General features: G+C 69.2%; 21 protein-coding genes and 1 tRNA gene. 12 read left to right on the forward strand and 10 right to left on the reverse strand.

Annotated elements, in window-relative coordinates:
• Positions 1–252 precede the first annotated feature (252 nt).
• Both WDW90_RS06435 and WDW90_RS06440 read right to left on the reverse strand, forming a co-directional pair.
• A complete protein-coding gene (locus WDW90_RS06435) occupies positions 253–1176 on the reverse strand; it encodes a calcium-binding protein (RefSeq protein ID WP_336486505.1) in 924 nt (307 codons plus the stop codon).
• 654 nt (positions 1177–1830) lie between these two features.
• Positions 1831–1905: transfer RNA gene (locus tag WDW90_RS06440), tRNA-Gln, on the reverse strand.
• 88 nt (positions 1906–1993) lie between these two features.
• Here WDW90_RS06440 and WDW90_RS06445 point away from each other — a divergent pair.
• The 3 genes from WDW90_RS06445 to WDW90_RS06455 all read left to right on the forward strand — a co-directional run bounded on the left by WDW90_RS06445 (position 1994) and on the right by WDW90_RS06455 (position 5460).
• Positions 1994–2737 (forward strand): SDR family oxidoreductase, encoded by a 744-nt coding sequence (locus WDW90_RS06445; protein WP_336486506.1) that lies wholly within the window; start codon positions 1994–1996, stop codon positions 2735–2737.
• 145 nt (positions 2738–2882) lie between these two features.
• Positions 2883–4505 (forward strand): peptide chain release factor 3, encoded by a 1623-nt coding sequence (locus WDW90_RS06450; protein WP_336486507.1) that lies wholly within the window; start codon positions 2883–2885, stop codon positions 4503–4505.
• Positions 4506–4668: 163 nt separating this feature from the next.
• Entirely contained in the window at positions 4669–5460 is a 792-nt protein-coding gene (locus WDW90_RS06455) for a DUF2189 domain-containing protein (RefSeq protein WP_336486508.1), read from the forward strand.
• 43 nt (positions 5461–5503) lie between these two features.
• Here the strand turns inward: WDW90_RS06455 and WDW90_RS06460 are convergent, their stop codons facing one another.
• Both WDW90_RS06460 and WDW90_RS06465 read right to left on the reverse strand, forming a co-directional pair.
• Positions 5504–5956 carry a response regulator gene (locus tag WDW90_RS06460; RefSeq protein WP_336486509.1) on the reverse strand — a complete coding sequence of 151 codons (453 nt, stop codon included), beginning with the start codon at positions 5954–5956 and terminating at the stop codon, positions 5504–5506.
• A gap of 57 nt (positions 5957–6013) precedes the next feature.
• The gene (locus WDW90_RS06465; protein ID WP_336486510.1) at positions 6014–6481 is read right to left on the reverse strand and encodes a BLUF domain-containing protein; all 468 of its coding nucleotides are present in this window, start codon (positions 6479–6481) and stop codon (positions 6014–6016) included.
• Positions 6482–6738: 257 nt separating this feature from the next.
• Here WDW90_RS06465 and WDW90_RS06470 point away from each other — a divergent pair, with 257 nt between their 5' ends.
• The 4 genes from WDW90_RS06470 (at position 6739) to WDW90_RS06485 (ending at position 12132) form a co-directional block, all read left to right on the forward strand.
• A complete protein-coding gene (locus tag WDW90_RS06470; RefSeq protein ID WP_336486511.1) occupies positions 6739–8169 on the forward strand; it encodes a flagellar hook protein FlgE in 1431 nt (476 codons plus the stop codon).
• Between the two features lie 45 nt (positions 8170–8214).
• Positions 8215–10086 carry a flagellar hook-associated protein FlgK gene (flgK, locus tag WDW90_RS06475; RefSeq protein ID WP_336486512.1) on the forward strand — a complete coding sequence of 624 codons (1872 nt, stop codon included), beginning with the start codon at positions 8215–8217 and terminating at the stop codon, positions 10084–10086.
• Positions 10087–10094: 8 nt separating this feature from the next.
• Positions 10095–11654: a flagellin gene (locus tag WDW90_RS06480; protein ID WP_336486513.1), complete on the forward strand. Its 1560-nt coding sequence runs from the start codon at positions 10095–10097 to the stop codon at positions 11652–11654.
• Between the two features lie 154 nt (positions 11655–11808).
• Positions 11809–12132, forward strand: coding sequence for a porin (locus WDW90_RS06485; protein WP_336486514.1), 324 nt, complete (start codon positions 11809–11811; stop codon positions 12130–12132).
• 103 nt (positions 12133–12235) lie between these two features.
• Here WDW90_RS06485 and WDW90_RS06490 read toward each other — a convergent pair whose 3' ends face one another.
• From WDW90_RS06490 to WDW90_RS06500, 3 genes are read right to left on the reverse strand one after another with little or no spacing between them, the layout of a single operon-like run.
• Positions 12236–12718, reverse strand: coding sequence for a hypothetical protein (locus tag WDW90_RS06490; RefSeq protein ID WP_336486515.1), 483 nt, complete (start codon positions 12716–12718; stop codon positions 12236–12238).
• Positions 12708–13067, reverse strand: a complete 360-nt coding sequence (locus tag WDW90_RS06495) for a rod-binding protein (RefSeq protein ID WP_336486516.1) — start codon at positions 13065–13067, stop codon at positions 12708–12710. Before WDW90_RS06495 ends, WDW90_RS06490 begins: the two co-directional genes overlap by 11 nt.
• A gap of 42 nt (positions 13068–13109) precedes the next feature.
• On the reverse strand, positions 13110–14243 hold the full coding sequence (locus WDW90_RS06500; protein ID WP_336486517.1) for a flagellar basal body P-ring protein FlgI: 1134 nt from the start codon (positions 14241–14243) through the stop codon (positions 13110–13112).
• Positions 14244–14488: 245 nt separating this feature from the next.
• Here WDW90_RS06500 and WDW90_RS06505 point away from each other — a divergent pair, with 245 nt between their 5' ends.
• The 5 genes from WDW90_RS06505 to WDW90_RS06525 all read left to right on the forward strand — a co-directional run bounded on the left by WDW90_RS06505 (position 14489) and on the right by WDW90_RS06525 (position 18404).
• Positions 14489–14914 (forward strand): flagellar assembly protein FliX, encoded by a 426-nt coding sequence (locus WDW90_RS06505; RefSeq protein ID WP_336486518.1) that lies wholly within the window; start codon positions 14489–14491, stop codon positions 14912–14914.
• A 107-nt stretch (positions 14915–15021) separates the two neighbouring features.
• Positions 15022–16395: an MBOAT family O-acyltransferase gene (locus tag WDW90_RS06510; protein WP_336486519.1), complete on the forward strand. Its 1374-nt coding sequence runs from the start codon at positions 15022–15024 to the stop codon at positions 16393–16395.
• Positions 16396–16399: 4 nt separating this feature from the next.
• A complete protein-coding gene (locus WDW90_RS06515; protein ID WP_336486520.1) occupies positions 16400–17425 on the forward strand; it encodes a hypothetical protein in 1026 nt (341 codons plus the stop codon).
• Positions 17426–17600: 175 nt separating this feature from the next.
• A complete protein-coding gene (gene dksA / locus WDW90_RS06520; protein WP_336486521.1) occupies positions 17601–18020 on the forward strand; it encodes an RNA polymerase-binding protein DksA in 420 nt (139 codons plus the stop codon).
• Between the two features lie 207 nt (positions 18021–18227).
• Positions 18228–18404: a hypothetical protein gene (locus WDW90_RS06525; protein ID WP_336486522.1), complete on the forward strand. Its 177-nt coding sequence runs from the start codon at positions 18228–18230 to the stop codon at positions 18402–18404.
• 21 nt (positions 18405–18425) lie between these two features.
• On the opposite strand, the gene flgH is transcribed toward WDW90_RS06525, so the two are convergent.
• The 3 genes from flgH to flgG are packed head-to-tail and all read right to left on the reverse strand — an operon-like array spanning position 18426 to position 21088.
• Complete coding sequence (flgH, locus tag WDW90_RS06530) at positions 18426–19175, reverse strand: flagellar basal body L-ring protein FlgH (RefSeq protein ID WP_336486523.1); 750 nt, start codon at positions 19173–19175, stop codon at positions 18426–18428.
• A 33-nt stretch (positions 19176–19208) separates the two neighbouring features.
• Positions 19209–20279, reverse strand: a complete 1071-nt coding sequence (gene flgA / locus WDW90_RS06535) for a flagellar basal body P-ring formation chaperone FlgA (RefSeq protein ID WP_336486622.1) — start codon at positions 20277–20279, stop codon at positions 19209–19211.
• Positions 20280–20296: 17 nt separating this feature from the next.
• Positions 20297–21088, reverse strand: a complete 792-nt coding sequence (gene flgG, locus WDW90_RS06540; protein WP_336486524.1) for a flagellar basal-body rod protein FlgG — start codon at positions 21086–21088, stop codon at positions 20297–20299.
• Positions 21089–21106 lie beyond the last annotated feature (18 nt).

Below are 21106 nucleotides of genomic sequence, written 5' to 3' on the forward strand. Positions count from 1 at the left end.
CGCCTCGCTGCCTGGTTCTCGCTGCGTCCGCTGGCACCCACGCGCACCTCACGCTTCAAGGCCCTCACGGCATAGCTGTCGAATTCGCCAACAGTGTCCGACCGTTATCGGGACAGGCGCACCGCCCTTACGCCTGGACGCGCAATGGACGTTATGGAACTGTCGGCGCGCGTAATGGGTTTGGAAACAGACATCCCGCCGGGCGGACCCGGCGGGAGCATTGTGTCATTCCGGAATGAAACCGGCGTCGTCTCAGTAGAAGGAGATGTCGCCGTGGGGATCGCCGCCCTTGACCACGATGTCGTGGTAGCCGCTGTCGCTGGTCGAGTTGTAGGTGACGACGAAGTTGCCGTCCTTCTGCCAGATGCTGTACTGGCCCTCGCCAGGCGCGTTGGTGCCGGTGGCATTGTAGCTGTACGAGCCCTTCAGGAAGATCTGGTCGGAATCGGTAAAGTCGGTGATGGTGTCGGCCTTGCCCTGATAGACGTCGCCGGTATCGGCCGTGTCGAAGTAGAAGGAGTCGGCACCGGATCCGCCGTAGAGCACATCGACACCCGTGCCGCCGATCAGATAGTCGTTGCCGCTCTCGCCATACATGTAGTCGTTGCCGTTGCCGCCGTAGACGCTGTCGTTTCCGTCAAAGCCGAGCAGCGTGTCATTGCCGTTGCCGCCATCGACAAAGTCGTTGCCGGTCCAACCATCAAGATAGTCGTTGCCGTCGCCGCCGAACATCGTGTCGTCGCCGTTATCGCCGTAGAGGTTGTCGTCGCCGGACCAGCCGTCGAGGTAATCGTTGCCGTCACCGCCGTAGAGCTTGTCGTTGCCTTCAGCGCCACTTAGGTAGTCGTCCCCGGCATAGCCGAAGAGCGTATCATTGCCGGTCAAACCGCCGAGCCAATCGTTTCCGTCGCCGCCGTCGAGCCAGTCGTTGCCGTCGCCGCCCTGCAACGTGTCCATGCCGTTGCCGCCGTAGAGGTAGTCGTTGCCGACACCGCCATAGAGGTCGTCATCCCCGTTGCCGCCGTAGAGGTGGTCGTTGCCGCCATTGCCCAAGATCGTATCGTTGCCGTCTTTCCCATACCCGATGTCGTTGCCGTCTTTCCAAAACTCCCACCAGGACGGGTCTGAGAAGGAATGATAGTCGTTTCCGCTACCGCCGTACCATGTCGCGCCCATGCCTTTACTCCTTAAAAATCCGCGTGGTTTTTAGCCAAAATGCCAAGCTAGGCATTAGGCTTCGACTATAGGTAGAAGTTGTTAAGCGACTAGCCGGCGATGAGAAATTTAGTCAGAGCAATGCTAGTCAATTAAATAGTTGCTATATATTTTTTCGGGATCTGTGATCTAGATCACAGTTGAATTCTGGCTGCTGAACAGCCGCATGAAACGGACCAGTGAGCGTCACTGTTCCAATAGGGCTTGCTCTAACGGAACGGTCCAAACAGCGCGTGGGCCCGTTCCAGACGCCTCGTTTTAGATTTTGGAACCAGTGTCGCCGGAAGGACCAAAATCCATGTGGAACGCGGCCGCTGAAATCACCCGCGGGCGGCTGTCCTAGGAACGCTCATCGGTGCTGTCTCCCTATCGGACAATTCTCGGATGGCCCTCGCGCATGCCTCGCCGGCCGCCGGGCAGGCGCGCGAACGGGCGGGGAGGGGACGCGACAAAGCGCGCAGGCCAATCGCGCGATGGCGCGGCCTCAGGCCGGATGATTCTGCGGAGCGTAGCAAAGGTACGACTGTGCCGGCTTTCGTGCCGGCCCAGAACACCGTTTGTTCCGGTGTGGCCGAGATGTCCCGGCTTGTAAGTACCTGATCAGCTTGAAAAAGCTGGCTGGGGCGCCAGGATTCGAACCTGGGAATGGCGGTACCAAAAACCGCTGCCTTACCACTTGGCGACGCCCCAACGCGGCCGTGCGGTGTCTAGACGCCGGCGCGTTTCGAGGCAACAGGGTTGCGACGTCGACGAAGCCGCGGACGGCGGGGAGGGATGGATGACGCAGCCGGTCGCGATCGTGACGGGAGCCGGCTCGGGCGTCGGGCGCGCGGTGGCGCTCGGCCTCGGGCGGGCCGGCTACCGGGTGGTGCTCGCGGGCCGGCGGCGCCCGCCGCTGGAGGCGGCGGCGGACGAGATCGGCGAGCGGGCGCTCGCCGTCGAGGCGGACGTCGCCGACGCGGGCTCCGTGGAGCGGCTGTTCGCCCGCACCCGCGAGGCGTTCGGCCGGCTCGACGTCCTGTTCAACAACGCCGGCATCTTCACGCCCGCCGTGCCCGTCGACGAGATCGCGCTCGAGGACTGGCGCGCCTCCGTCGACGTCAACCTGACGGGCGCCTTCCTGTGCACGCGAGCCGCGTTCCGGATGATGAAGGCCCAGGATCCGCGCGGCGGGCGAATCATCAACAACGGCTCGATCTCCGCGCAGGTGCCGCGGCCGAATTCCGCGCCCTACGCGGCCACGAAGCACGCCATCACCGGCCTGACCCGCGCCACCTCCCTCGACGGACGCCCCCACGACATCGCCTGCGGGCAGATCGACATCGGCAACGCCGAGACCGATATGACGCGCGGCTTCGCTGAAGGAGCCCGGCAGGCCGACGGATCGATACGGCCGGAGCCCGTGATCGATGCGCGCCACGTGGCCGACGCGGTCGTCTACATGGCGGGCCTCCCCCTCTCGGCCAACGTCCAGTTCATGACGGTCGTGGCGACCAAGATGCCCTATATCGGCCGCGGCTGAGACGCAGGGCGTCTTTGCGATTCTGCGCGGGAGCGCCTACATAGGCGCGACAGCGCCCTCGGGGCCCGCCGGGGCGCGAGCGATTCCCTTCGATCCGTCGTCCGAGACGATCGCCCGCCCGCGGGCGTGTGAGCCGTTGCCCGCCATGTTGATGCAGACGCAGAACGTCGCCGAAACCCGCCGCCCGACCGATCCGGTCGCCCGGCGCCGCACCTTCGCGATCATCTCGCACCCGGATGCGGGCAAGACCACGCTCACCGAGAAGCTGCTCCTGTTCGGGGGCGCGATCCAGCTCGCGGGCGAGGTCAAGGCCAAGCGCAACCGGGTCTCGACCCGGTCCGACTGGATGGGCATCGAGAAGGAGCGCGGCATCTCGGTCGTGACCTCGGTGATGACCTTCGAGTACGGCGACTGCGTCTTCAACCTTCTCGACACGCCGGGCCACGAGGACTTCTCCGAGGACACCTACCGGACGCTGACCGCGGTCGATTCGGCCGTGATGGTGATCGACGCGGCCAAAGGCATCGAGGCGCGCACCCGCAAGCTGTTCGAGGTCTGCCGCCTGCGCGACATCCCGATCGTGACCTTCGTGAACAAGCTCGACCGCGAGGCGCGCGACCCGTTCGAGCTTCTCGACGAGATCGAGAAGACGCTCGCCCTCGACGTCGCGCCCGTCACCTGGCCGATCGGCCGGGGCCGCGGCTTCGCGGGCACCTACGAGCTCGGGGCGAACCGGGTGCGCCGGCTCGACGCCGCGGACGATGCCGGCACCGTACCGGTCTCCGGCCTCGACGATCCGCTCTTCGATCGCCTGCTCACCGAGGACGGGGAGGCGGCGAACTGGCGCGAGGAGGCCGCGCTCGCCGAGGGCGGCCTCAAGGCCTTCGACCTCGCGGCCTTCCGCGAGGGCCATCTCACGCCGGTCTTCTTCGGCTCGGCGCTCCGCAATTTCGGCGTGCGCGACCTGATCGACGGGCTCAGCCGCTTCGCGCCGCCGCCGCGCGGCCAGGACGCCGACAAGCGCCTCGTCGAGCCGACCGAGCCGAAGATGACCGGCTTCGTCTTCAAGATCCAGGCGAACATGGACCCGAACCACCGGGACCGGATCGCCTTCATGCGGGTCTGCTCGGGCCGCCTGAACCGGGGCATGAAGGCGCGCCTCGTGCGCACCGGCAAGCCGATCTCGCTCTCGGCCCCGCAATTCTTCTTCGCGCAGGACCGCGCCATCGCGGACGAGGCCTTCGCGGGCGACGTGGTCGGCATCCCGAACCACGGCACGCTGCGCATCGGCGACACGCTGACCGAGGGCGAGGACATCGTGTTCCGCGGGGTGCCGAGCTTCGCCCCCGAGATCCTGCGCCGCATCAAGCTCACCGACGCCATGAAGGCCAAGAAGCTGCGCGAGGCGCTGCAGCAGATGGGCGAGGAGGGCGTGGTGCAGGTGTTCCTGCCGCATGACGGCGCGCAGGCCATCGTCGGCGTCGTCGGCGCGCTTCAGCTCGACGTGCTGAAGGAGCGCCTGCAGGCGGAGTACGGCCTGCCCGTCGACTACGACACCACCCGGTTCACGGTTTGCCGCTGGATCGCGTCGGATTCGGAGCCCGAACTCGACAAGTTCATCGGGAGCCACGGCTCGTCGATGGCGAGCGACCTCGACGGCGCGCCGGTCTTCATGGCGACCACCGCCTTCTCGCTCCGCTACGAGGAGGAGCGCTGGCCGGAGGTGCGCTTCACGGACGTGAAGGATTACCAGAAGCGATCCGACTGACAGGCGCCGTCGCCCTGTCACGGCGGCGGAGCCAAGTTCCGGGCGACATCGACGCCCGGATTGCCTATCCTCGACCCATTCCGCTCTCGGCGCCTGCCAGTCGAGCATGCGTCAGGCCCCGGCTGCCTCTCGTCGCGAGCTTCTCCCATCCGGAGGTTAGGCGATGACGACACTCCACGCGGTCACCCACGGTCACGCATCGGCCGCCCTGCCGGTGCGCGACATCGGCGCGAGCGACCTGAAGGCCGCGCTCCGCGCCGGCTTCGACGACTTCCTGGCGATGCCCACGCACGTCGTCTTCATCAGCCTGATCTACCCGATCATCGGCATCGTGCTCGCGGCGCTGACCTTCGACGGCAACCTGATCCCGCTGCTGTTCCCGCTGGCCTCCGGCTTCGCGCTGGTCGGCCCGTTCGCGGCGGTCGGCCTGTACGAGCTCAGCCGGCGGCGCGAGGCCGGGCTCGACACGAGCTGGGCCTACGCCTTCTCGGGCCTGAGGCGCCGCGCCGTCGGCTCGCTCGTCGCCGTCGGCGGATTGCTGGCGACGATCTTCGCCTGCTGGCTCGTCGTCGCGGAAGGGCTCTACTGGGCGCTCTACGATTCCTACGCTCCGGCGACGTTCCTCGGCTTCTTCCACGAGGTGCTGACGACGCAGCGCGGCTGGGCCCTGATCCTGCTCGGCAACCTCGCGGGCTTCGCCTTCTCGCTGATCACGCTCGCCGTCAGCGTGGTCTCGGTCCCGCTCATCGTCGGGCGCCACGTCGACGCGCTGACCGCGCTCGAGACCTCGATCGCGGCCTTCCGGCAGAATCCGCGCACGCTTCTCGCCTGGGGCTTCATCGTCGCCGGGATGCTGGTCCTCGGCTCGCTGCCCCTCTTCGTCGGGCTCGCCGTGGTGATGCCGGTTCTCGGCCATGCCACCTGGCACCTCTACGGGCGGATCGTCGCCGACTGAGGATCCGCACGCGGACGGGGCGGGCGCACCCGTCCGCGCGGGTTCAGAACTTGCCGAGCATCGGGAAGTCGATGCTGAGCGTCGATTCCGTCGCGAGCGGCGCCTCCCGCCGGCGCGGCTTGCGGTTCAGGACCTGCTTCAGCTTGGTCTTGAGGACCGCCATGTCGAACGGCTTGAGGATGAAGGCGTCGGCGCCGGCCTGGTGGGCGACGTTGATGTCCTCGAAGTCGAACGACGACTCTGTGAGGATGAAGGGCGTGTTCATCAGGGTGTCGTCGCCGCGGATCTCGCGCAGCAGCGCGACGCCGTCCATCGGCTCCATGTCGAGGTCCGAGATGACGAGGGCGTACTTGCGCTCGCGCAGGCGCTCGAGCGCCTCGATGCCCGTGGTGACACCCTCGACTTCCGGGAATCCGAGCCGGTTCATCAGCATGATGACGAGCTTCAGGAGCTTTTCCTGGTCGTCGACGACGAGGATCGGGGGCGTGTCGCTCATGGCGCTGGCTGGCTCGGGTCAGGGGCGTCGGCGGGACCGGTCACGGCGCTCGGACAATCAGATGAACAGGTGATCGATGCCCTGCTTGGACATCGCGTCGGCCTGCAGGGAAACCGCGAGGGTGTGGATGGCGGCGGCTTTCGGCGTTCCCCGCTGCAGCGTCGGAAGCAGGTTCGCCTTGTTGAACAGGGCCTCCGTCGCCGTATTCCGCATGCCGGTCTTGAAGGAGTGGACGAACTCGCGCTTGGCGATCTCGCGCCACTCGCAGATCTGGACGTCGCGATGGCGCTGGTCCTCGGCGATCCGGTTGAAGGTCTCGTGAATCGACGTGCGCTCGCCCTCGATGACCTGGGCGGCGAAGTTCTGCTCGATGATCAGGAAGCTCGTGATGACGGAGAACTCGTTCTTCTTCTGAGCCTGCCGCGTGATGTCGCCGAGCTGGTTCGCCCGCAGCTGCGGGTCGGACGACAGGTTCAGCCGGGAAAAATAGATCAGATGGACGAGGCTCGTCCTCTTGGCGCGCATGACTGCATTTGTCCCAGACCGGATGCCGCCAGCTTAGGCGCCCGGAAATAACGGCGCGTAAACGCCGGCGGACCGGCACCGACCACCCGGCAAAAGCTGCCGGGAGGCCGCCGGCCGCACGTTCCTTTTTGCCGCTCCCGGCCTGCAAGCTCTCGTATCGTCAATGGGTTAGCATTGGCACGCCAGTTGCGCGGCAGGCTCCCGAGGATGGCCGCCGCCTGGCGCCATCCAGGGTTTTCAGGCCGGGACCTCCCACCATGGATATCTTCACCGCGCTGCAGACGGCGGTCACCGGACTGAAGGCGCAGTCCTACGCGATCGGCAACATCTCGGGGAACATCGCGAACTCGCAGACGACCGGCTACAAGCGAGTCGACACGAGCTTCGTCGACCTCATCGCCGAGCAGACGCCGAAGCACGAGGTCGCCGGCACCGTGATGTCGCAGGCGCAGCTCACGAACTCGGTCCAGGGCAACATCGCCGCCACCAGCATCCCGACCAACATGGCCATCAACGGCCAGGGCTTCTTCACGGTCCAGCAGAAGACCGGCGACGCCAACGGCCAGCCGACCTTCTCGGGCAACAACCTCTACACCCGGCGCGGCGACTTCGCCCTCGACAAGGACGGCTACCTCGCCAACGGGGCGGGCGCCTACCTCCTCGGCGACAACCTCGACCCGATCTCGGGCCAGGTGACGTCCTCGGGCCCGATCAAGATCAACAACACGACGCTGCCGGCCAAGCAGACGAACGCGATCACCTACGGCGCCAACCTTCCGAAGGTGCCGATCACAACCGCGTCGAAGGCGGGCGACTCGACGCCCTACACGGCGGTGGCCGGCGCGATCATCACAGATCCCGCGGCGGCCGCGCCCGCCACGCCCCTGAAGGTCGCCAAGACCACCGAGGCTCCCGCCTTCCTCGACAAGAGCATCGCGGGCCCGGCGCTCACGGTCTACACGGCGAGCGGCGCGCCGGTCTCGCTCTCGACCCGCTGGGCGAAGGTCCAGGACGCGGACGCGACGACGACCCCGGCGACGAACGCGGTCTGGAACCTGTTCTACGCGTCGAGCTCGAGCTCGGCGGCCACGGCGTCGGACTGGATCAATGTCGGCGCGGCCTTCTCGTTCGATGCCTCCGGCAAGTTCGTGCCGCCGACCGATGCGAGCGTCGCGACGACGAATGCGGACGCCTCGGTCACCATCAAGATCCCGGACGTCACCGTGGACGGCGCCGATGTCGGCGACCTCAATCTCAACCTCGGCGCCAACGCGCTGACGCAGTACGCCTCCTCGGCCGGCTCCGTGACGACCAACACCCTGACGCAGGACGGCTACGCGGCGGGCACCCTCAACAGCGTCTCGGTGACGCCCGAGGGCAAGATCGTCGGCTCCTTCTCGAACGGCTCGACCATTCCGGTGGCGACGGTCGGGATCGTGCATTTCATGAACCCGGACGGGCTCAAGCCGGATTCGGGCGGGAATTATGAGCAGACGCTCGATTCCGGCGTGCCGATCGCGGGCCTCGGCGGCGCAACGATCGTCGGCGGCAATGTCGAGCAGTCGAATACCGACATTGCGGGCGAATTCTCTAAGATGATCGTAACCCAGCAGGCCTACTCTGCGAACACGCGCGTCATGTCGACCGCCCAGCAGATGATGTCCGACCTGCTCAACGTGATCCGTTGACGGACGCCCCGAGGAGCGTGAGAGCCCGGCGCCGGGAGGGATGAGATGTCGGTGAATGCCCTCAACACCGCGACGGCCGGGCTGCAGGCGACGCAGCTCGCGATCGGCATCGTCTCGCAGAACGTGGCGAACGCCGGCACGGCGGGCTACGTCAAGCGGACCGTCTCCACGGTCTCGACGGCGCCCGGCAATGCCGGCGTCGCCGTCGGCACGGTCAGCCGCACCTTCGACGACGCGGCCCTGAAGCAGTTGCGGCTCGAGACGTCCGGCTCGGCCTATACCGCGACGAAGGCCGACATCCTGGCGCAGGTCGACAAGCTCTACGGTACGCCGGGGGATCCGACCGCGCTCGACGCGAGCCTCAACGCCTTCACGCAGGCGCTGCAGAAGCTCGCCGCCAACCCCAATCTCGCCAATGCCCGGACCACGGTCGTCAACGCCGCCTCGACGGTCGCGGCGCAGATCGGCAGCATCGCGGGCAGCATCCAGGACCTGCGCACCGGGGTCGAGAGCCGCCTGTCCGCCGAGACCCAGCAGGCCAACAGCCTTCTCACCTCGATCGCGAGCCTGAACCTCAAGGCCGCCAGCACCAGCGACGATTCCGTCCGCGCCGGCATCCTCGATCAGCGCGACCAGCAGATCACGCAGCTCTCGTCCTATTTCGACGTGAAGACGGTCGATCAGCGCGACGGCACCGTGACGCTGCTGACGACCTCGGGCGTGACGCTGGTCGACCGCGGCAGCGCGACGACGCTGTCCTTCGACGGCCGCGGCACGCTCAGCGCCGAATCGGCTTACACGACGGATCCGACGACGCGCAGCGTCGGGACGATCACGGCGACGACCCCCGGCGGCGGCACCATCGACCTCGGGGAATCCGGGGCACTCCGCTCGGGATCGATCGCGGCCGAGCTCGAGCTGCGCGACAAGATCCTGCCCCAGGCCCAGCGCCAGCTCGACGACCTGGCCGCGGGCCTGTCGCAGGCCCTCACCGACAAGAGCGTGACGGGCACGAAGAACGGCTCCGGCGGCTTCGACCTCAACCTGAGCGACCTGCAATCGATCAAGCCCGGCAACACGATCACGATCCCTGTCGCGTCGGGCGGCAGCGTCCGCAACATCAACCTGGTCGCCTCGGCCCAGGCCGGCACCAAGGTCGATCCGAGCCAGACCAACGATTCGAACGCGCTCGTCAGGGCGTTCACGATCCCGGCCGCGCCGGCCTCGGAGACGGACTTCGCGAGCGCGATCAAAGCCGCGCTCGATGGCCCCCCACCACTCGTGTCGGGCGTGTCGGCCGCCGCCACGGCTTCCTCGGGCAAGGTCTCGGTCACGGGTTCGAGCGTGCAGGGCGTCACGGCCGCGATCACGGTGCCGAACTCGACGACCTCGTTCACCGGCAGCTTCCCGCAGATCCCGCTCTTCGTGGACGGTTCGGGCGCCGCGCTGATCACGGGCTCGCTCGACGGGACCATCCAGCGGACCGGCCTCGCGCAGCGGCTCGGCGTGAACCCGTCGCTGATCAGCGACACCTCCCCGCTCGTCGCCGCGAGCGCGACCTCGACGCTTCCGGATTCGGTCCGGCCGCAATATCTCTACGACGCCCTGACGAGCGCGAAGCAGACCTTCTCGTCCTCGAGCGGCATCGGCGGTATCAACGCGCCTCACTCGGCGAGCGTCGTCGGTTTCGCGCAGGAGGTCATCGCCGCGCAGGGGGCCGCGGCGACGACGGCCCAGAGCCTCGACGAGGGCCAGAGCGTGGCGCTCTCGACGGCGCAGGGCCGCTTCGCGGCGACCGCCGGCGTCAACATCGACGAGGAGATGTCGCGCCTCATCGAGCTGCAGACGGCCTACACGGCCAATGCCCGCGTTCTGACCGCGGCCCGCGACATGCTCGATACCCTGTTGCGGATCTGAGGCCAGCCATGTCGATCATCCAGCCGTTCGCCGCGGGCAGCTACGCGACGGGCCGAAACACGGCCAACCTCGTCAACCTGAAGAGCCAACTCGACACGCTCACGACGCAGCTGACGACGGGGCGCGCCGCCGAGACCTATGGCGGCCTCGGCACGGGACGCTCCGAGAGCCTGAGCGCCCACGCGGCGCTGAGCGCGCTCGACGGCTACGACTCGACCATCACGACCGCGCAGACCCGCGTGCAACTCGCCTCGGCGAGCCTGACCGAGCTCTCGAGCCTGACGACGACGCTGCGCAAGAGCATCGACAATGCCGCCCTGAACAACGGGGCGAGCGCGTCGAACAATGCGCTGCTCGCGCGCAACGGCCTCGACGCCGCGATCGACGCGCTGAACCAGCAATCGGCCGACCAGTACCTGTTCGGCGGCCGCGTCTCGAACACGCCGCCGGTCGTCTCGACCGACACGCTCCTGAACGGATCGACCGCGCCGCAGAAGGATGGCCTGAAGACCGTCGTCCAGGAGCTGATCAACGCGGATATCGGGACGGATGTGGCGGCGCCGAATACGGGTCTCGGGCGGCTGACGCTCGCCGCGCCCGTCGCGCCGGCGACGAACCTGACGCTCTCGGCCGCCAGCGCGGCGACGCCGCCGGCCTTCGGCTTCGGCCTGCCGAGCGCGCCGACCGCGAAAGGATCCGCCTTCACCGTCACCACGGCCGCGGCCTCGCCGCCCTCCTACCAGATCGGGCTCTCCGGGAATCCTGCCGCGGGCGACAGCCTCACGCTCACGCTGGCGCTGCCCGACAACACCACCAGGACCATCACGCTGACGGCGATGGGCTCGTCGGCGGCCGGATCCACGACCGATTTCGCGATCGACCCGACGAGCCCGGCCAACACCGCCGCCAATCTCTCGACGGCGATCAGGAACGCGCTTGGCTACGAGGCCAACACGACCCTGTCGGCAAGCTCGGTCGTGCGGGCGACCCAGAACTTCTTCGACGAGACCGGCGTGAAGCGCGTGGGCTTCGACGCGAGCAGCAACCCCGTCTTCCTCACGGCCGCCCAGGCCTCGGCGCAGACGCCGCCCGTCTCGACGGTTCAATGGTACCAGGGCGAGATATCGTCGACCGATGCGCGCGGTTCGGCGAGCGTCCGGGTCGGCGCCACCCAGACCGTCGAGGTCGGCGCCCGCGCCAACGAGGCCGCGATCAAAGCCGCGCTGACATCGCTCGCCGCGGCCGCCGTCAGCAATGCCGGGGTGTCGGCCACCACCGCGCAGGATCGCTGGAACGCGGTCGCCCAGCGCACGACCGCGATCCTGCCCGCTGCCGGGACGCTGGAGACGGTCGCCTCCGACTTCAGCCTCGCGGCGAGCTCGCTCTCGAACGCCCAGTCGCAGAACAAGACCACCCGCGCCACGCTGCAATCGTCCCTCGATTCGGTCGAATCGGTCACGACCGAGGAGGTCGCGGCCAAGCTTCTGGCGACGCAGAACCAGCTCCAGGCGAGCTATCAGGTCACCTCGATGCTCTCGAAGCTCTCGCTCGTGAACTATCTCAGCTGACGAGGCGGGCGCGGGCAGCGCACCGGCGCCCGCCTCGACGGTTCCGTCGAGGAGCCCATCCGCACCTGCGTCGCGGGCTGGCGCGCCAGCCCGCTTGATCGGCCGGCATCCGGCCGCCTATCGTCGAGCGGAGCCGGAAGCGGGAGCCGTGGTGATGGCAGGTTCGTTTCGTGTCCTTTGCCTGGCCGTCGTCCTCATGACGCCGCTCGTGCCGGCCTCGGCGCGCGAGCCCGTCAGGGCGCCGGTCGCCGAGCCGTTGCAGGCGTGCCCGTCCCAGGGCCAGGGCTTCGTTCGGGTGCCGGGGAGCCGCAGCTGCATCCGCCTCTCGGGCCGCGTGCGCGCCGGCCTCGATGCGCGGATCGATCACGGCGCGGCGGCCCGGCCCACGGCCTCCGGACGCTTCGCGATCGATACCCGCTCCGAGACCGATTACGGCCCGGTGCGGACCTTCGTGCGCATCGGGAGCGGCCGGCCCTGACCGGAGAGCATGCGGCTCTTTCGTGGATACAGCGGCATGCTCTATCTCATTCTGGTCGCACGATGATTCCGGAAAACCGGACTCCGCTTTTCCGCATCGGGCTCTAGAGGCTGCGCGAGAGCACGAGCGGCCCGCTGCGCGCGCCCCGTCCGTAAGGGGAGGGCGAGACCGACGGCGCGCCGTAGATCGTCGGCGTGCGGGCGCGGCCGATCTCGTCCGCCAAAGACTTGATCAGGCCCTCCGAGACGGTGCGCGCGGTGGCCAGGACCATCTGGTTCGTCTCGACCTCGGCCATGAAGCGGCGATGCGCGGCCTTCAGGGTCTCGACCCCCTGCGGCGCGAAGCGGGCCAGCGCGATGGCGTTGGCCTTGGCCGTCTCGAGGCCCAGCATGTAGGCGGCCGCGAGCGCGCTCTTGCGCCCGGACTGGGCGAGGCCCTCGCGCAGGCGGCCGGCGCGGACATGGCCGCTCTCCTCGGCGAGGATCTCCGCCAGGGCCTGCATCGTCGCCATCACCTCGGCCACGAGGGCCTCGGCGCCGGCCCGGTCGCCGATCCGCACCGGCTTGGCGTCGGTCTCACGCGGCACGGGCGGCCTCCTGCATCTTCATCATCTCGCGGTAGACCTGATCGGCGATGCCGACGCCGCCGCTCTTCACGACCTGGCTCGCGTATTCCTTCGTGAGCATCGAGCGGTAGACGCCGCCGCCCGTGCCGTTCTCGCCGAGCGGCCCGTCGGTGCCCTCGGACTGCGTCAGGCGGTCGAGGCTCTGCTCGAGGAACATCGACTCGAAGTCGGTCGCGGCCTTCCTGGCTTTGGTGCTCGCGGCCTTGGCCGAGTCGTCGGCGGTCTTCGTGACCGAGGCCGCGATGTTGCCGGCGATGGACTTGCCGACCTGCAGGGCGGCCGAGGCGGCGAAGGTGGCGAGCGGCAGCATGGGATTACCTCGCTGTGGCGGAGGGAGAGGGGAGGGGCGGCATCACATCAGCTCAATGTCGGCCTGGAGGGCGCCCGCGGCCTTGATGGCCTGCAGGATCGAGATGAGGTCGCGGGGGCCGACCCCGAGGGCGTTGAGGCCGTCCACGAGCTCGCGCAGCGTGACGCCCTCCTTGACGAGGGCGAGCTTGTTGCCGTCGCCCGTATCCACCTTCAGGCCCGTGCGCGGCACCACCACGGTCTGGCCGTTCGAGAGCGGGTTCGGCTGGCTCACCTGCGGCTGCTCGGTGATGGTGACCGTGAGGTTGCCCTGCGCGATCGCCACCGTGGAGACGCGCACGTCGCGGCCCATCACGATGATCCCCGAGCGCTCGTCGACCACGACCTTGGCGGTCTGATCGGGCTCGACCTTGAGCTGCTCGACCTCGGTGACGAGGCGGATCATGTTGCCGTGGAAGCGGGCCGGGATCTGCAGCGTCACGGTCGCCGGGTCGGTCGGCTCGGCGGTGTCCTCGCCCATGAAGTCGTTGATGGCCGAGGCGATGCGCTTCGAGGTGGTGAAGTCCGGATTGCGCAGCGAGAGGCGGAGCGTGCGCGCGTCGTTCAGCCTGAAGGCGATCTCGCGCTCGATATTGGCCCCGTTCGAGATGCGCCCGTTCGTCGGCACGCCGCGGGTGATCTTCGCAGCGTCGCCTTCGGCGGCGAAGCCCGCGATGGCGACCGATCCCTGCGCCAGCGCGTAGACCTCGCCGTCGGCGCCGAGCAGCGGGGTCACCAGAAGGGTCCCGCCCTGCAGCGACTTCGCGTCGCCGAGCGAGGACACGGTGACGTCGATCCGGGTGCCCTGGGCGGCGAAGGGCGGCAGGCTCGCCGTCACCATCACGGCGGCGAGGTTCTGGGTGCGCATGGTGGCGCCCCGCGTGTTGACCCCGAGCCGCTCCAGCATCGCCTGCAGCGACTGCTTGGTGAACGGGATGTTGTTCAGCGTGTCGCCGGTGCCGTTGAGGCCCACCACGATGCCGTAGCCGACGAGCTGGTTCTGGCGCACGCCCTCGATCGAGGCGAGGTCCTTGACCCGGGACAGGGCGAGGGCCGGCCCGGCTTGGCCGAGCACGAGCACGGCCAGCGCCAGCGCCAGGCTCAGAAGGGTGCGGGGGCCGGAGGGCTGCGGGTTCATGCCGGGCTTCGATCGGGACAGGTCTCGCCCCACCCTGCCAGGACCGTGCCAGCCGCCGCCTTTCCATAATGGTTTGAATTTGAAGGGTTTTTCCGGGGCTTGACGGATCGGCCACGCTGCGGGCCACTGCCGGAAACTGCCGGCCCGGCAGCTTTTGCCGGGCCGTTTACGCACCGTTAACCAGGCGGGACCGAGTGTCGGGCCCAGGCGAGGCCGCCTTCGTCGGCTCGGATCGGTCCTTTCTCATGCGTGTCGAGACCCGCTTCACCGCTCAAGGGACCACCTCCGTCGGCGGCGCGCGCCGCTCCGCCGAGGGGCGTACCTTCGCCCTGTCCACCGGCGGAGAGGCCGCCGCCGCGCAGGCCCCGGCCGCGGCCGCGACGCTCGCCGGCCTCGATGCCGTGCTTGCCCTGCAGGGCGAGACCGAATCCGCGACCGAGCGCCGCCGCCGCTCGGCCCGGCGCGGCCACGACCTCCTCGACGGACTCGACCGTCTCAAGGCGGCGATCCTGTCGGGCCGGGTGCCGACCGGCGAGTTGCGGGCGATTGCCGGCCGCCTCTCGGACCGGGCCGCGCTCAGCGGCGATCCGCGCCTCGACGGGCTCGTCGCCGATATCGAGCTCCGCGCGGCGGTGGAACTCGCCAAGCTTGAGGTCGGCCGCGAGGCCTGATCGACGCGCGAGATTGACGGCTTGGCCGCGATCCCCGACAAAGCGCCCGCCTCGAACCCGGTGGCGCGACCGGGGAGACTTGCCGTCGCGCCGATCCTCCGGCGCCGATGCTGTTCAATTCCTTCGTCTTTCTCCTCGCCTTCCTGCCGGCCGCGCTGATCCTGCACGGGCTCGCCGAGCGCTTCCGGCACGGCTGGCGGCTGCCCGTCCTCCTGCTGCTGTCGTTCGTGTTCTACGGCTGGTGGGACCTGCGCTTCGTGCCCCTGCTCGCCGGCTCGATCCTGGTCAACTGGCTCGTCGCCCGTGCCTACCTGCGCAGCCGGGCCGGCCTGCTGATCCCGGTCGCGATCGCCGGAAACCTCGTGGTCCTGGCGCTCTTCAAGTACCTGAACTTCTTCGCCGACCTCGCGAACCTGATTCCCGGCCTGCACGCCCCGCACCTCGACTGGGTGCTGCCGCTCGGCATCTCGTTCTTCACCTTCCACCACGTGATGTACCTGACGGACCTCAAGGCCGGGCGCGCGCCGGCCTACGGCCTCGTCCGGTACGCGCTCTACATCGGGTTCTTCCCGCAGGTTCTCGCCGGCCCGCTCGTGCGCTGGAGCGAGATCATGCACCAGTTCGAAGAACGGCCCTACGCGCGCCCGGACGCGGCGGAGCGGATCGGGCGGGGCATCATGCTGCTCTGCGTCGGCCTCTCCAAGAAGGTGTTCCTCGGCGATCCGCTCAGCGTCTACGTCAATCCGGTCTTCCAGGCCGCCGCCGCCGGCAAGGCCGTGACCGTCGCGGAGGCCTGGCAGGCGACGCTGGGCTTCACCTTCCAGATCTACTTCGACTTCTCCGGCTACACCGACATGGCGCTCGGCCTCGCGCTGCTGTTCGGGATCGTCCTGCCGCAGAATTTCGACGTGCCCTACCGCGCGACCTCGCTGCGCGACTTCTGGCGGCGCTGGCACATGACCCTGTCGCGCTTCCTGCGCGACTACCTCTACATCGGCATGGGCGGAAACCGCTGCGGCCTCGGCATCCAGCTCGCCGCGCTCTTCGCCACCATGACGCTCGGCGGCCTCTGGCACGGGGCCGGGCTCACCTTCGTGGTCTGGGGCGCCCTGCACGGGCTCGGGCTCGGGCTCGGCGTGCTCTGGCGGCGCGCGGGCGTGCAGGTGCCGGCCCTCCTCGGCTGGGCGCTGACCGCGCTCTTCGTCGTGCTGACCTGGGTGCTGTTCCGGGCGACCAGCTTCGAGGCGGCGCTGATCATCTTCAAGGGCCTGTTCGGGCTCGCGCCGATCGGGTCGGGCTTCAAGTGGAGGACCATCCTGATCGCGGCCGCAATCGCCATGGTCGGCCCGAGCGCCTGGGCCGCCGTGCACCGCCTGCCGCCGAACCGGGCGCTCGCGGCCGCCTTCGCGGTGCTGTTCGTCGTCGTCCTCCTCAAGATCGGGGACGATGCGAACTACGAGTTCATCTACTTCCAGTTCTGACGCGATGGAGGACGCCCCCACCGCCTCCGCCCGTGCCTGGCGCCGTTTCGCGGCCGGGTTCGCGGCGACCGCGTCCGGGCTTCTCGCCGGCTATCTCGCGCTCGCGGTGATCGTCGATCCCTACGACAGCGGCCGCTCGAGCCTGCTCTCGGCCGGGGCGGTGCGGCCGCAGGGGCCGCGCACGGCCGCCGCGAGCCGCGGTCGCGACCCCGCCTTCACGGGCGCGGTCATCGGCAACTCGCATATCCAGCTCGTCGAGCCAGCCCGGCTCGGCGCCGCCACCGGGATCCCGTTCGTCCAGCTCTCGGTGCCGGCGACGGGGCCGGGCGAGCAGTTCCTGCTGCTCGACTGGTATCTCCGCCATCACCCGAGCCCCGCGGCCCTGGTGGTGGCGGCCGACGCGTACTGGTGCACCGACGATCCCGCCCTGACGAATGCGAAGCCGTTCCCCTTCTGGTTGTTCTCGGAGAGCTGGCCCGCCTATCTGCGCGGCCTGATGCGATTTTCCGTCGCGCAGGAGGTCGTCGGCCGCATCGGCTGGCTGATGCGCGCGCGCCGCCCGCTCGCCCGGCCCGACGGCTGGTGGGATTACGAGCCGGACTACCTGCGCCAGGGCTACGCCGACGACCCGCGTCTCGTCGCCGACCGCGAGCGGCGCGCGCCCGACGGCCCCGATCCGCACCGCGCCGGCCCGTTCCCGGCCGCCGCGCGCTTCGCCGAGGTTCTGGCCCGCGTGCCGGCCCGGACGCCCGTGCTGCTCGTCTTCCCGCCGCTCTACGCGCCCGGCCTGCCGCGGCCGGGCACCGCGCGCGAGGCGGCCGAATCCGCATGCAAGGCCGCGATCGGCGGCGCGCTTGCGACGCACCCGCTGAGCGCGGTGCTCGACTGGCGCCGCGACCGCCCGGATTTGCATGACCCGGCGCTCTTCTTCGACCAGACCCATTACCGCCACCCGCTCGCGCACCGCCTGACCGACGATATCGCGGCGCGCCTGCGGCCTCTCATCCAGTCATCGCGGGCGCAGGACTGACATCTCGGTATCGTCTACGGCCTTACCACCGTGGCGTGTTTGCCGCATTGCAAGCGGCATATACCCTGGTGCAGCGGTTCCGGCGTCGAGGTCCGTTGTGAGGATCACAGACCTCGACTATACGGCACGAAATTATCGCCGCAGACCGGCCGTACGGGAAGTGTGAGGGCGACGAATGGCGAAGGTGGTGCTCGAGGACGGCTACGTTCCGACCGACGACGAGCCCTTCATGAATGATCGGCAGCGCGAGTATTTTCGGCGCAAGCTGCTCGGTTGGAAGAACGACATCCTGCGGGAGGCCCAGGACACGCTGGTGGCCCTGCAGAGCGAGAACGAGAACCATCCCGATCTCGCGGACCGCGCCTCCTCGGAGACCGACCGGGCGATCGAGCTCCGGGCCCGCGACCGGCAGCGCAAGCTCACCGGCAAGATCGACGCGGCCTTGGCCCGTCTCGAGGACGGGTCCTACGGCTACTGCGAGGAGACGGGCGAGCCGATCTCGCTGAAGCGCCTCGACGCGCGGCCGATCGCGACGCTGTCGCTGGAGGCGCAGGAGCGGCATGAGCGGCGCGAGCGGGTCTACCGCGACGATTGAGCGCTTTCGTACGATCGGGTGCGGGGCGCGCGATCGCCCCGGCGAAGACGCGGGCACGATGTGCATCGTGATCTGAAACGCCCAAGATTAAGGCGTCCGATTATTGGATCTCGCCTCGCTAAATCGCGGGGCGGCGCGCCGTTAAGCTTCGGAACTTAGGCGCCTGCCGGCCATTCTCGACCGAGAAACTCGTTCGAGGACGTCGAGATGGACAATGAAATTCTGATCATCGTGCTGGCGGTGGCGACGCTCGTCATCGTGGTCGGCTTCGCCCTGTGGCAGCGCTCGCGCGTCGCCGCAGCCAAGGGCGATCCGCGCCGCTCCTCCTTCACCGAGCAGCACGGCGGACCGGCCCGGCCGAACCGACCGGGAACCGAGCATTGAGGGCAGCGCCCCCGGCGCCCCTCAGAACGGCAGCAGGATGTCGACGAGCTGCTGCCCGTAGCGCGGCTGCTGCACGTCGGTGATCTGGCCGCGACCGCCATAGGCGATGCGGGCCTCGGCGATCTTCGTCGAATCGACCGTGTTGTCGGACTCGATGTCCTCCGGGCGGACCACGCCGGCCACGATCAGCTCGCGCACCTCGAAGTTGACGCGGATCTCCTGCTTGCCCTCCACCACGAGGTTTCCGTTCGGCAGGACCTGCGTCACGATCGCGGCCACGTTCGTGGTGACCTGCTCGGCCCGCTGGACCGAGCCGGCGCCGTCGCTGGCGGAGGTCGAGGTGGCGTTGAGGAGCTTGTCGGCCGCGATGCCGGCCGCCTTGACGCCCGCGTTGGTCTCCAGGCCGAAGGCGTTCGGCAGGCCGAACCCTTCCGCGTTCGAGCGCGAGCGCTTGGTCTCGTTGTTGAGGTTGGCCTTGTCGGTGACGTTCACCTTGACGGTGACGAGGTCGCCGATCCGCGCGGCGCGCTGGTCCTTGAAGAAGGCGCGCGAGCCCGTCCGCCAGAGCGAGTTCGGCGCGTAGGAGACGGGCTGCACCTCCGGCATCGGCAGGCGCACCGGCCGGTAGCCGGCCTGCGCGGTCGGGTCCTGGATCGCCGAGAGGGTCGGGGTGGCGCCGACCTGCGACAGGCGGTCGACCGTGTTGCAGGCGCCGAGGCCCGTCGCGGCGAGCGCGAGGGCGGCGAGGGCGAGGGGGCGGCTGGGGCTCATCGGACGCGAACTCTTCGAACGGGGGTCGGGGCGTCAGCGGACGGGCGCGTCGAGGGCGGCGCTCGCCTGGCGTTGCGGTGCGGTGGGGCCGACCGAGACCCGGCCCGGCCCGACGACGGTCGCCTGCAGCACCTTCTTCGAGGCGCTGTTGATGACGTTCACGGTCGCGCCGAGGCGTCCGCTCTCGTTGGCCATGCCGCGGATCGAGAGGGCGATGCCGGGCGTCTCGTAGACGATGGTCACGGCCTCACCGCGGTTGACGAGCTCCGGCGGGGCCGTGTCGCCGGTGCGAAGGACCGAGCCGGCGCTGAGCGTGCGCTGGGCCACCTCGCCGGCGACGTCGGCGACGCCGGATTGCGCGTCGGGGGGCGAGCCCTCGCGGGGGCGGCGCTCGAGCGTCACGTCGGCGGCGGTCACGGGCTCGCCGCGGCTCACGGTCCGGGCGAGCACCGCCACGTCCCGCATCTCGACGACGAGCCCCGAGACCCGCAGCGAAGCCTGCCGCTCGCCGAGGCTGATCAGCCCGGTGACGCGGCGCGAGCGCGGTTCGTAGGTGACGTCGAGGGCTGCCGCCTGGCCGTTGAGGTCGACCGGCGCGAGGAGCGCCGGCGCCTCCCCGTCGAGGCGGATGCTGAGGTTGCGCGGATCGAGCCCGAACGCGGTCTCCAGGCCCCGCTTCAGCGCCGCCTCGATCTCCGGCGCGCCGACCCGGCGCACGGCGCGCTGGACCGCGATCTGGACGCGGCCGCCGGTCTCGACCGTGCCGAGGCCGAGCGCCGCCACCGCCTCGACGATGCGCCGCGCCTGGATCGTGCCGGTCGAGCCGAGCGCGGGAGCGCGGAACAGCGGCCGCTGGCCGGCCTCTTGGGGCGCCCCCTCCACGAGATCGCCGAGGTTGAGGATGTCGCCGCGGGCGGTCACGTCGCCGCGCAGGCGCAGGCTCCCGCCGGCGAGCGCGGGCAGCGTGAAGAAGCCGATGGCGAGCAGCGCCGCGAGCGCGAGGGCGGCCCGGCCGACGACGGCGGGGCCGAGCGGCGCGATGCGCGGCGACGGCGCGGGGGTGATCGGGTTCAGGGCATCGAGGGAATCGGAGAGCACGGGCATCGCTGTCACCGTCGGCCTCAGCTGCGGAACATCTGGGAGGTGGTGGAGAGCATCTGGTCGGCGGCGGTCACCACCTTCGAATTCATCTCGTAGGCGCGCTGGGCCGCGATCAGGGACGAGATCTCCGTGACCGCGTTCACGTTGGCCTCTTCGAGGTAGGATTGCTGCAGGTTGCCGAACCCTTCGGAGCCCGGCAGCCCGTTGATGGCGGGGCCGGAGGCGGCGGTCTCGATGAAGAGGTTGTCGCCGATCGATTCGAGGCCGACCTTGTTGACGAAGCGGGCGAGCTGGAACTGCCCGAGGGATTGCGGAGCGGTCTGGCCGGGCAGGGTCGCCTGCACGGCGCCGGTCGCGCTGATCGTCACGGCGGTCGCGGTGTTCGGCACGGTGATGCCGGGATCGATCAGGTAGCCGTCGCGGGTGACGAGCTGCCCCTGCGCGGAGAGGTCGAAGGATCCGTCGCGGGTATAGGCCGTGCGGCCGTCGGGCATCGTCACCCGGAACAGGCCCTCGCCGCGGATCGCGACGTCGTAATCCTTCTCGGTCGAGGTCAGCGTGCCCTGCGACATGACGCGGGCGGTCGAGACCGTCTTCACGCCGGAGCCGAGGGCGAGGCCCGCCGGCAGCTGCGTGTTCTGGTCCGAGGTCGAGGAGCCGGAGCGGCGCAGGTTCTGGTAGAGCAGGTCCTGGAAATGCGCCTGCTGGCGCTTGTAGCCCGTGGTGCGCAGGTTCGCGATGTTGTTGGAGATGACCTGGACGTTGAGTTCCTGGGCCGCCATGCCGGTGGCGGCGGCGTAGAGCGCGCGCATCGGTGCCTATCCTTCCTC

Source organism: Methylobacterium nigriterrae, from assembly GCF_037106235.1.
Lineage (GTDB): Bacteria > Pseudomonadota > Alphaproteobacteria > Rhizobiales > Beijerinckiaceae > Methylobacterium > Methylobacterium nigriterrae.

Bases quoted from the DNA above. Each gene is read 5' to 3' on its own strand.
- WDW90_RS06485 (WP_336486514.1), top strand. From the start codon at position 11,809: ATGGCAGGTTCGTTTCGTGTCCTTTGCCTGGCCGTCGTCCTCATGACG.
- WDW90_RS06505 (WP_336486518.1), top strand. From the start codon at position 14,489: ATGCGTGTCGAGACCCGCTTCACCGCTCAAGGGACCACCTCCGTCGGC.
- WDW90_RS06465 (WP_336486510.1), bottom strand. From the start codon at position 6,481: ATGCGCGCCAAGAGGACGAGCCTCGTCCATCTGATCTATTTTTCCCGG.
- WDW90_RS06525 (WP_336486522.1), top strand. From the start codon at position 18,228: ATGGACAATGAAATTCTGATCATCGTGCTGGCGGTGGCGACGCTCGTC.
- WDW90_RS06435 (WP_336486505.1), bottom strand. From the start codon at position 1,176: ATGGGCGCGACATGGTACGGCGGTAGCGGAAACGACTATCATTCCTTC.
- dksA (WP_336486521.1), top strand. From the start codon at position 17,601: ATGGCGAAGGTGGTGCTCGAGGACGGCTACGTTCCGACCGACGACGAG.
- WDW90_RS06460 (WP_336486509.1), bottom strand. From the start codon at position 5,956: ATGAGCGACACGCCCCCGATCCTCGTCGTCGACGACCAGGAAAAGCTC.
- flgA (WP_336486622.1), bottom strand. From the start codon at position 20,279: ATGCCCGTGCTCTCCGATTCCCTCGATGCCCTGAACCCGATCACCCCC.
- flgH (WP_336486523.1), bottom strand. From the start codon at position 19,175: ATGAGCCCCAGCCGCCCCCTCGCCCTCGCCGCCCTCGCGCTCGCCGCG.
- WDW90_RS06495 (WP_336486516.1), bottom strand. From the start codon at position 13,067: ATGCTGCCGCTCGCCACCTTCGCCGCCTCGGCCGCCCTGCAGGTCGGC.
- flgG (WP_336486524.1), bottom strand. From the start codon at position 21,088: ATGCGCGCGCTCTACGCCGCCGCCACCGGCATGGCGGCCCAGGAACTC.
- WDW90_RS06480 (WP_336486513.1), top strand. From the start codon at position 10,095: ATGTCGATCATCCAGCCGTTCGCCGCGGGCAGCTACGCGACGGGCCGA.
- WDW90_RS06450 (WP_336486507.1), top strand. From the start codon at position 2,883: ATGTTGATGCAGACGCAGAACGTCGCCGAAACCCGCCGCCCGACCGAT.
- WDW90_RS06470 (WP_336486511.1), top strand. From the start codon at position 6,739: ATGGATATCTTCACCGCGCTGCAGACGGCGGTCACCGGACTGAAGGCG.
- WDW90_RS06500 (WP_336486517.1), bottom strand. From the start codon at position 14,243: ATGAACCCGCAGCCCTCCGGCCCCCGCACCCTTCTGAGCCTGGCGCTG.
- WDW90_RS06445 (WP_336486506.1), top strand. From the start codon at position 1,994: ATGACGCAGCCGGTCGCGATCGTGACGGGAGCCGGCTCGGGCGTCGGG.
- flgK (WP_336486512.1), top strand. From the start codon at position 8,215: ATGTCGGTGAATGCCCTCAACACCGCGACGGCCGGGCTGCAGGCGACG.
- WDW90_RS06510 (WP_336486519.1), top strand. From the start codon at position 15,022: ATGCTGTTCAATTCCTTCGTCTTTCTCCTCGCCTTCCTGCCGGCCGCG.
- WDW90_RS06455 (WP_336486508.1), top strand. From the start codon at position 4,669: ATGACGACACTCCACGCGGTCACCCACGGTCACGCATCGGCCGCCCTG.
- WDW90_RS06515 (WP_336486520.1), top strand. From the start codon at position 16,400: ATGGAGGACGCCCCCACCGCCTCCGCCCGTGCCTGGCGCCGTTTCGCG.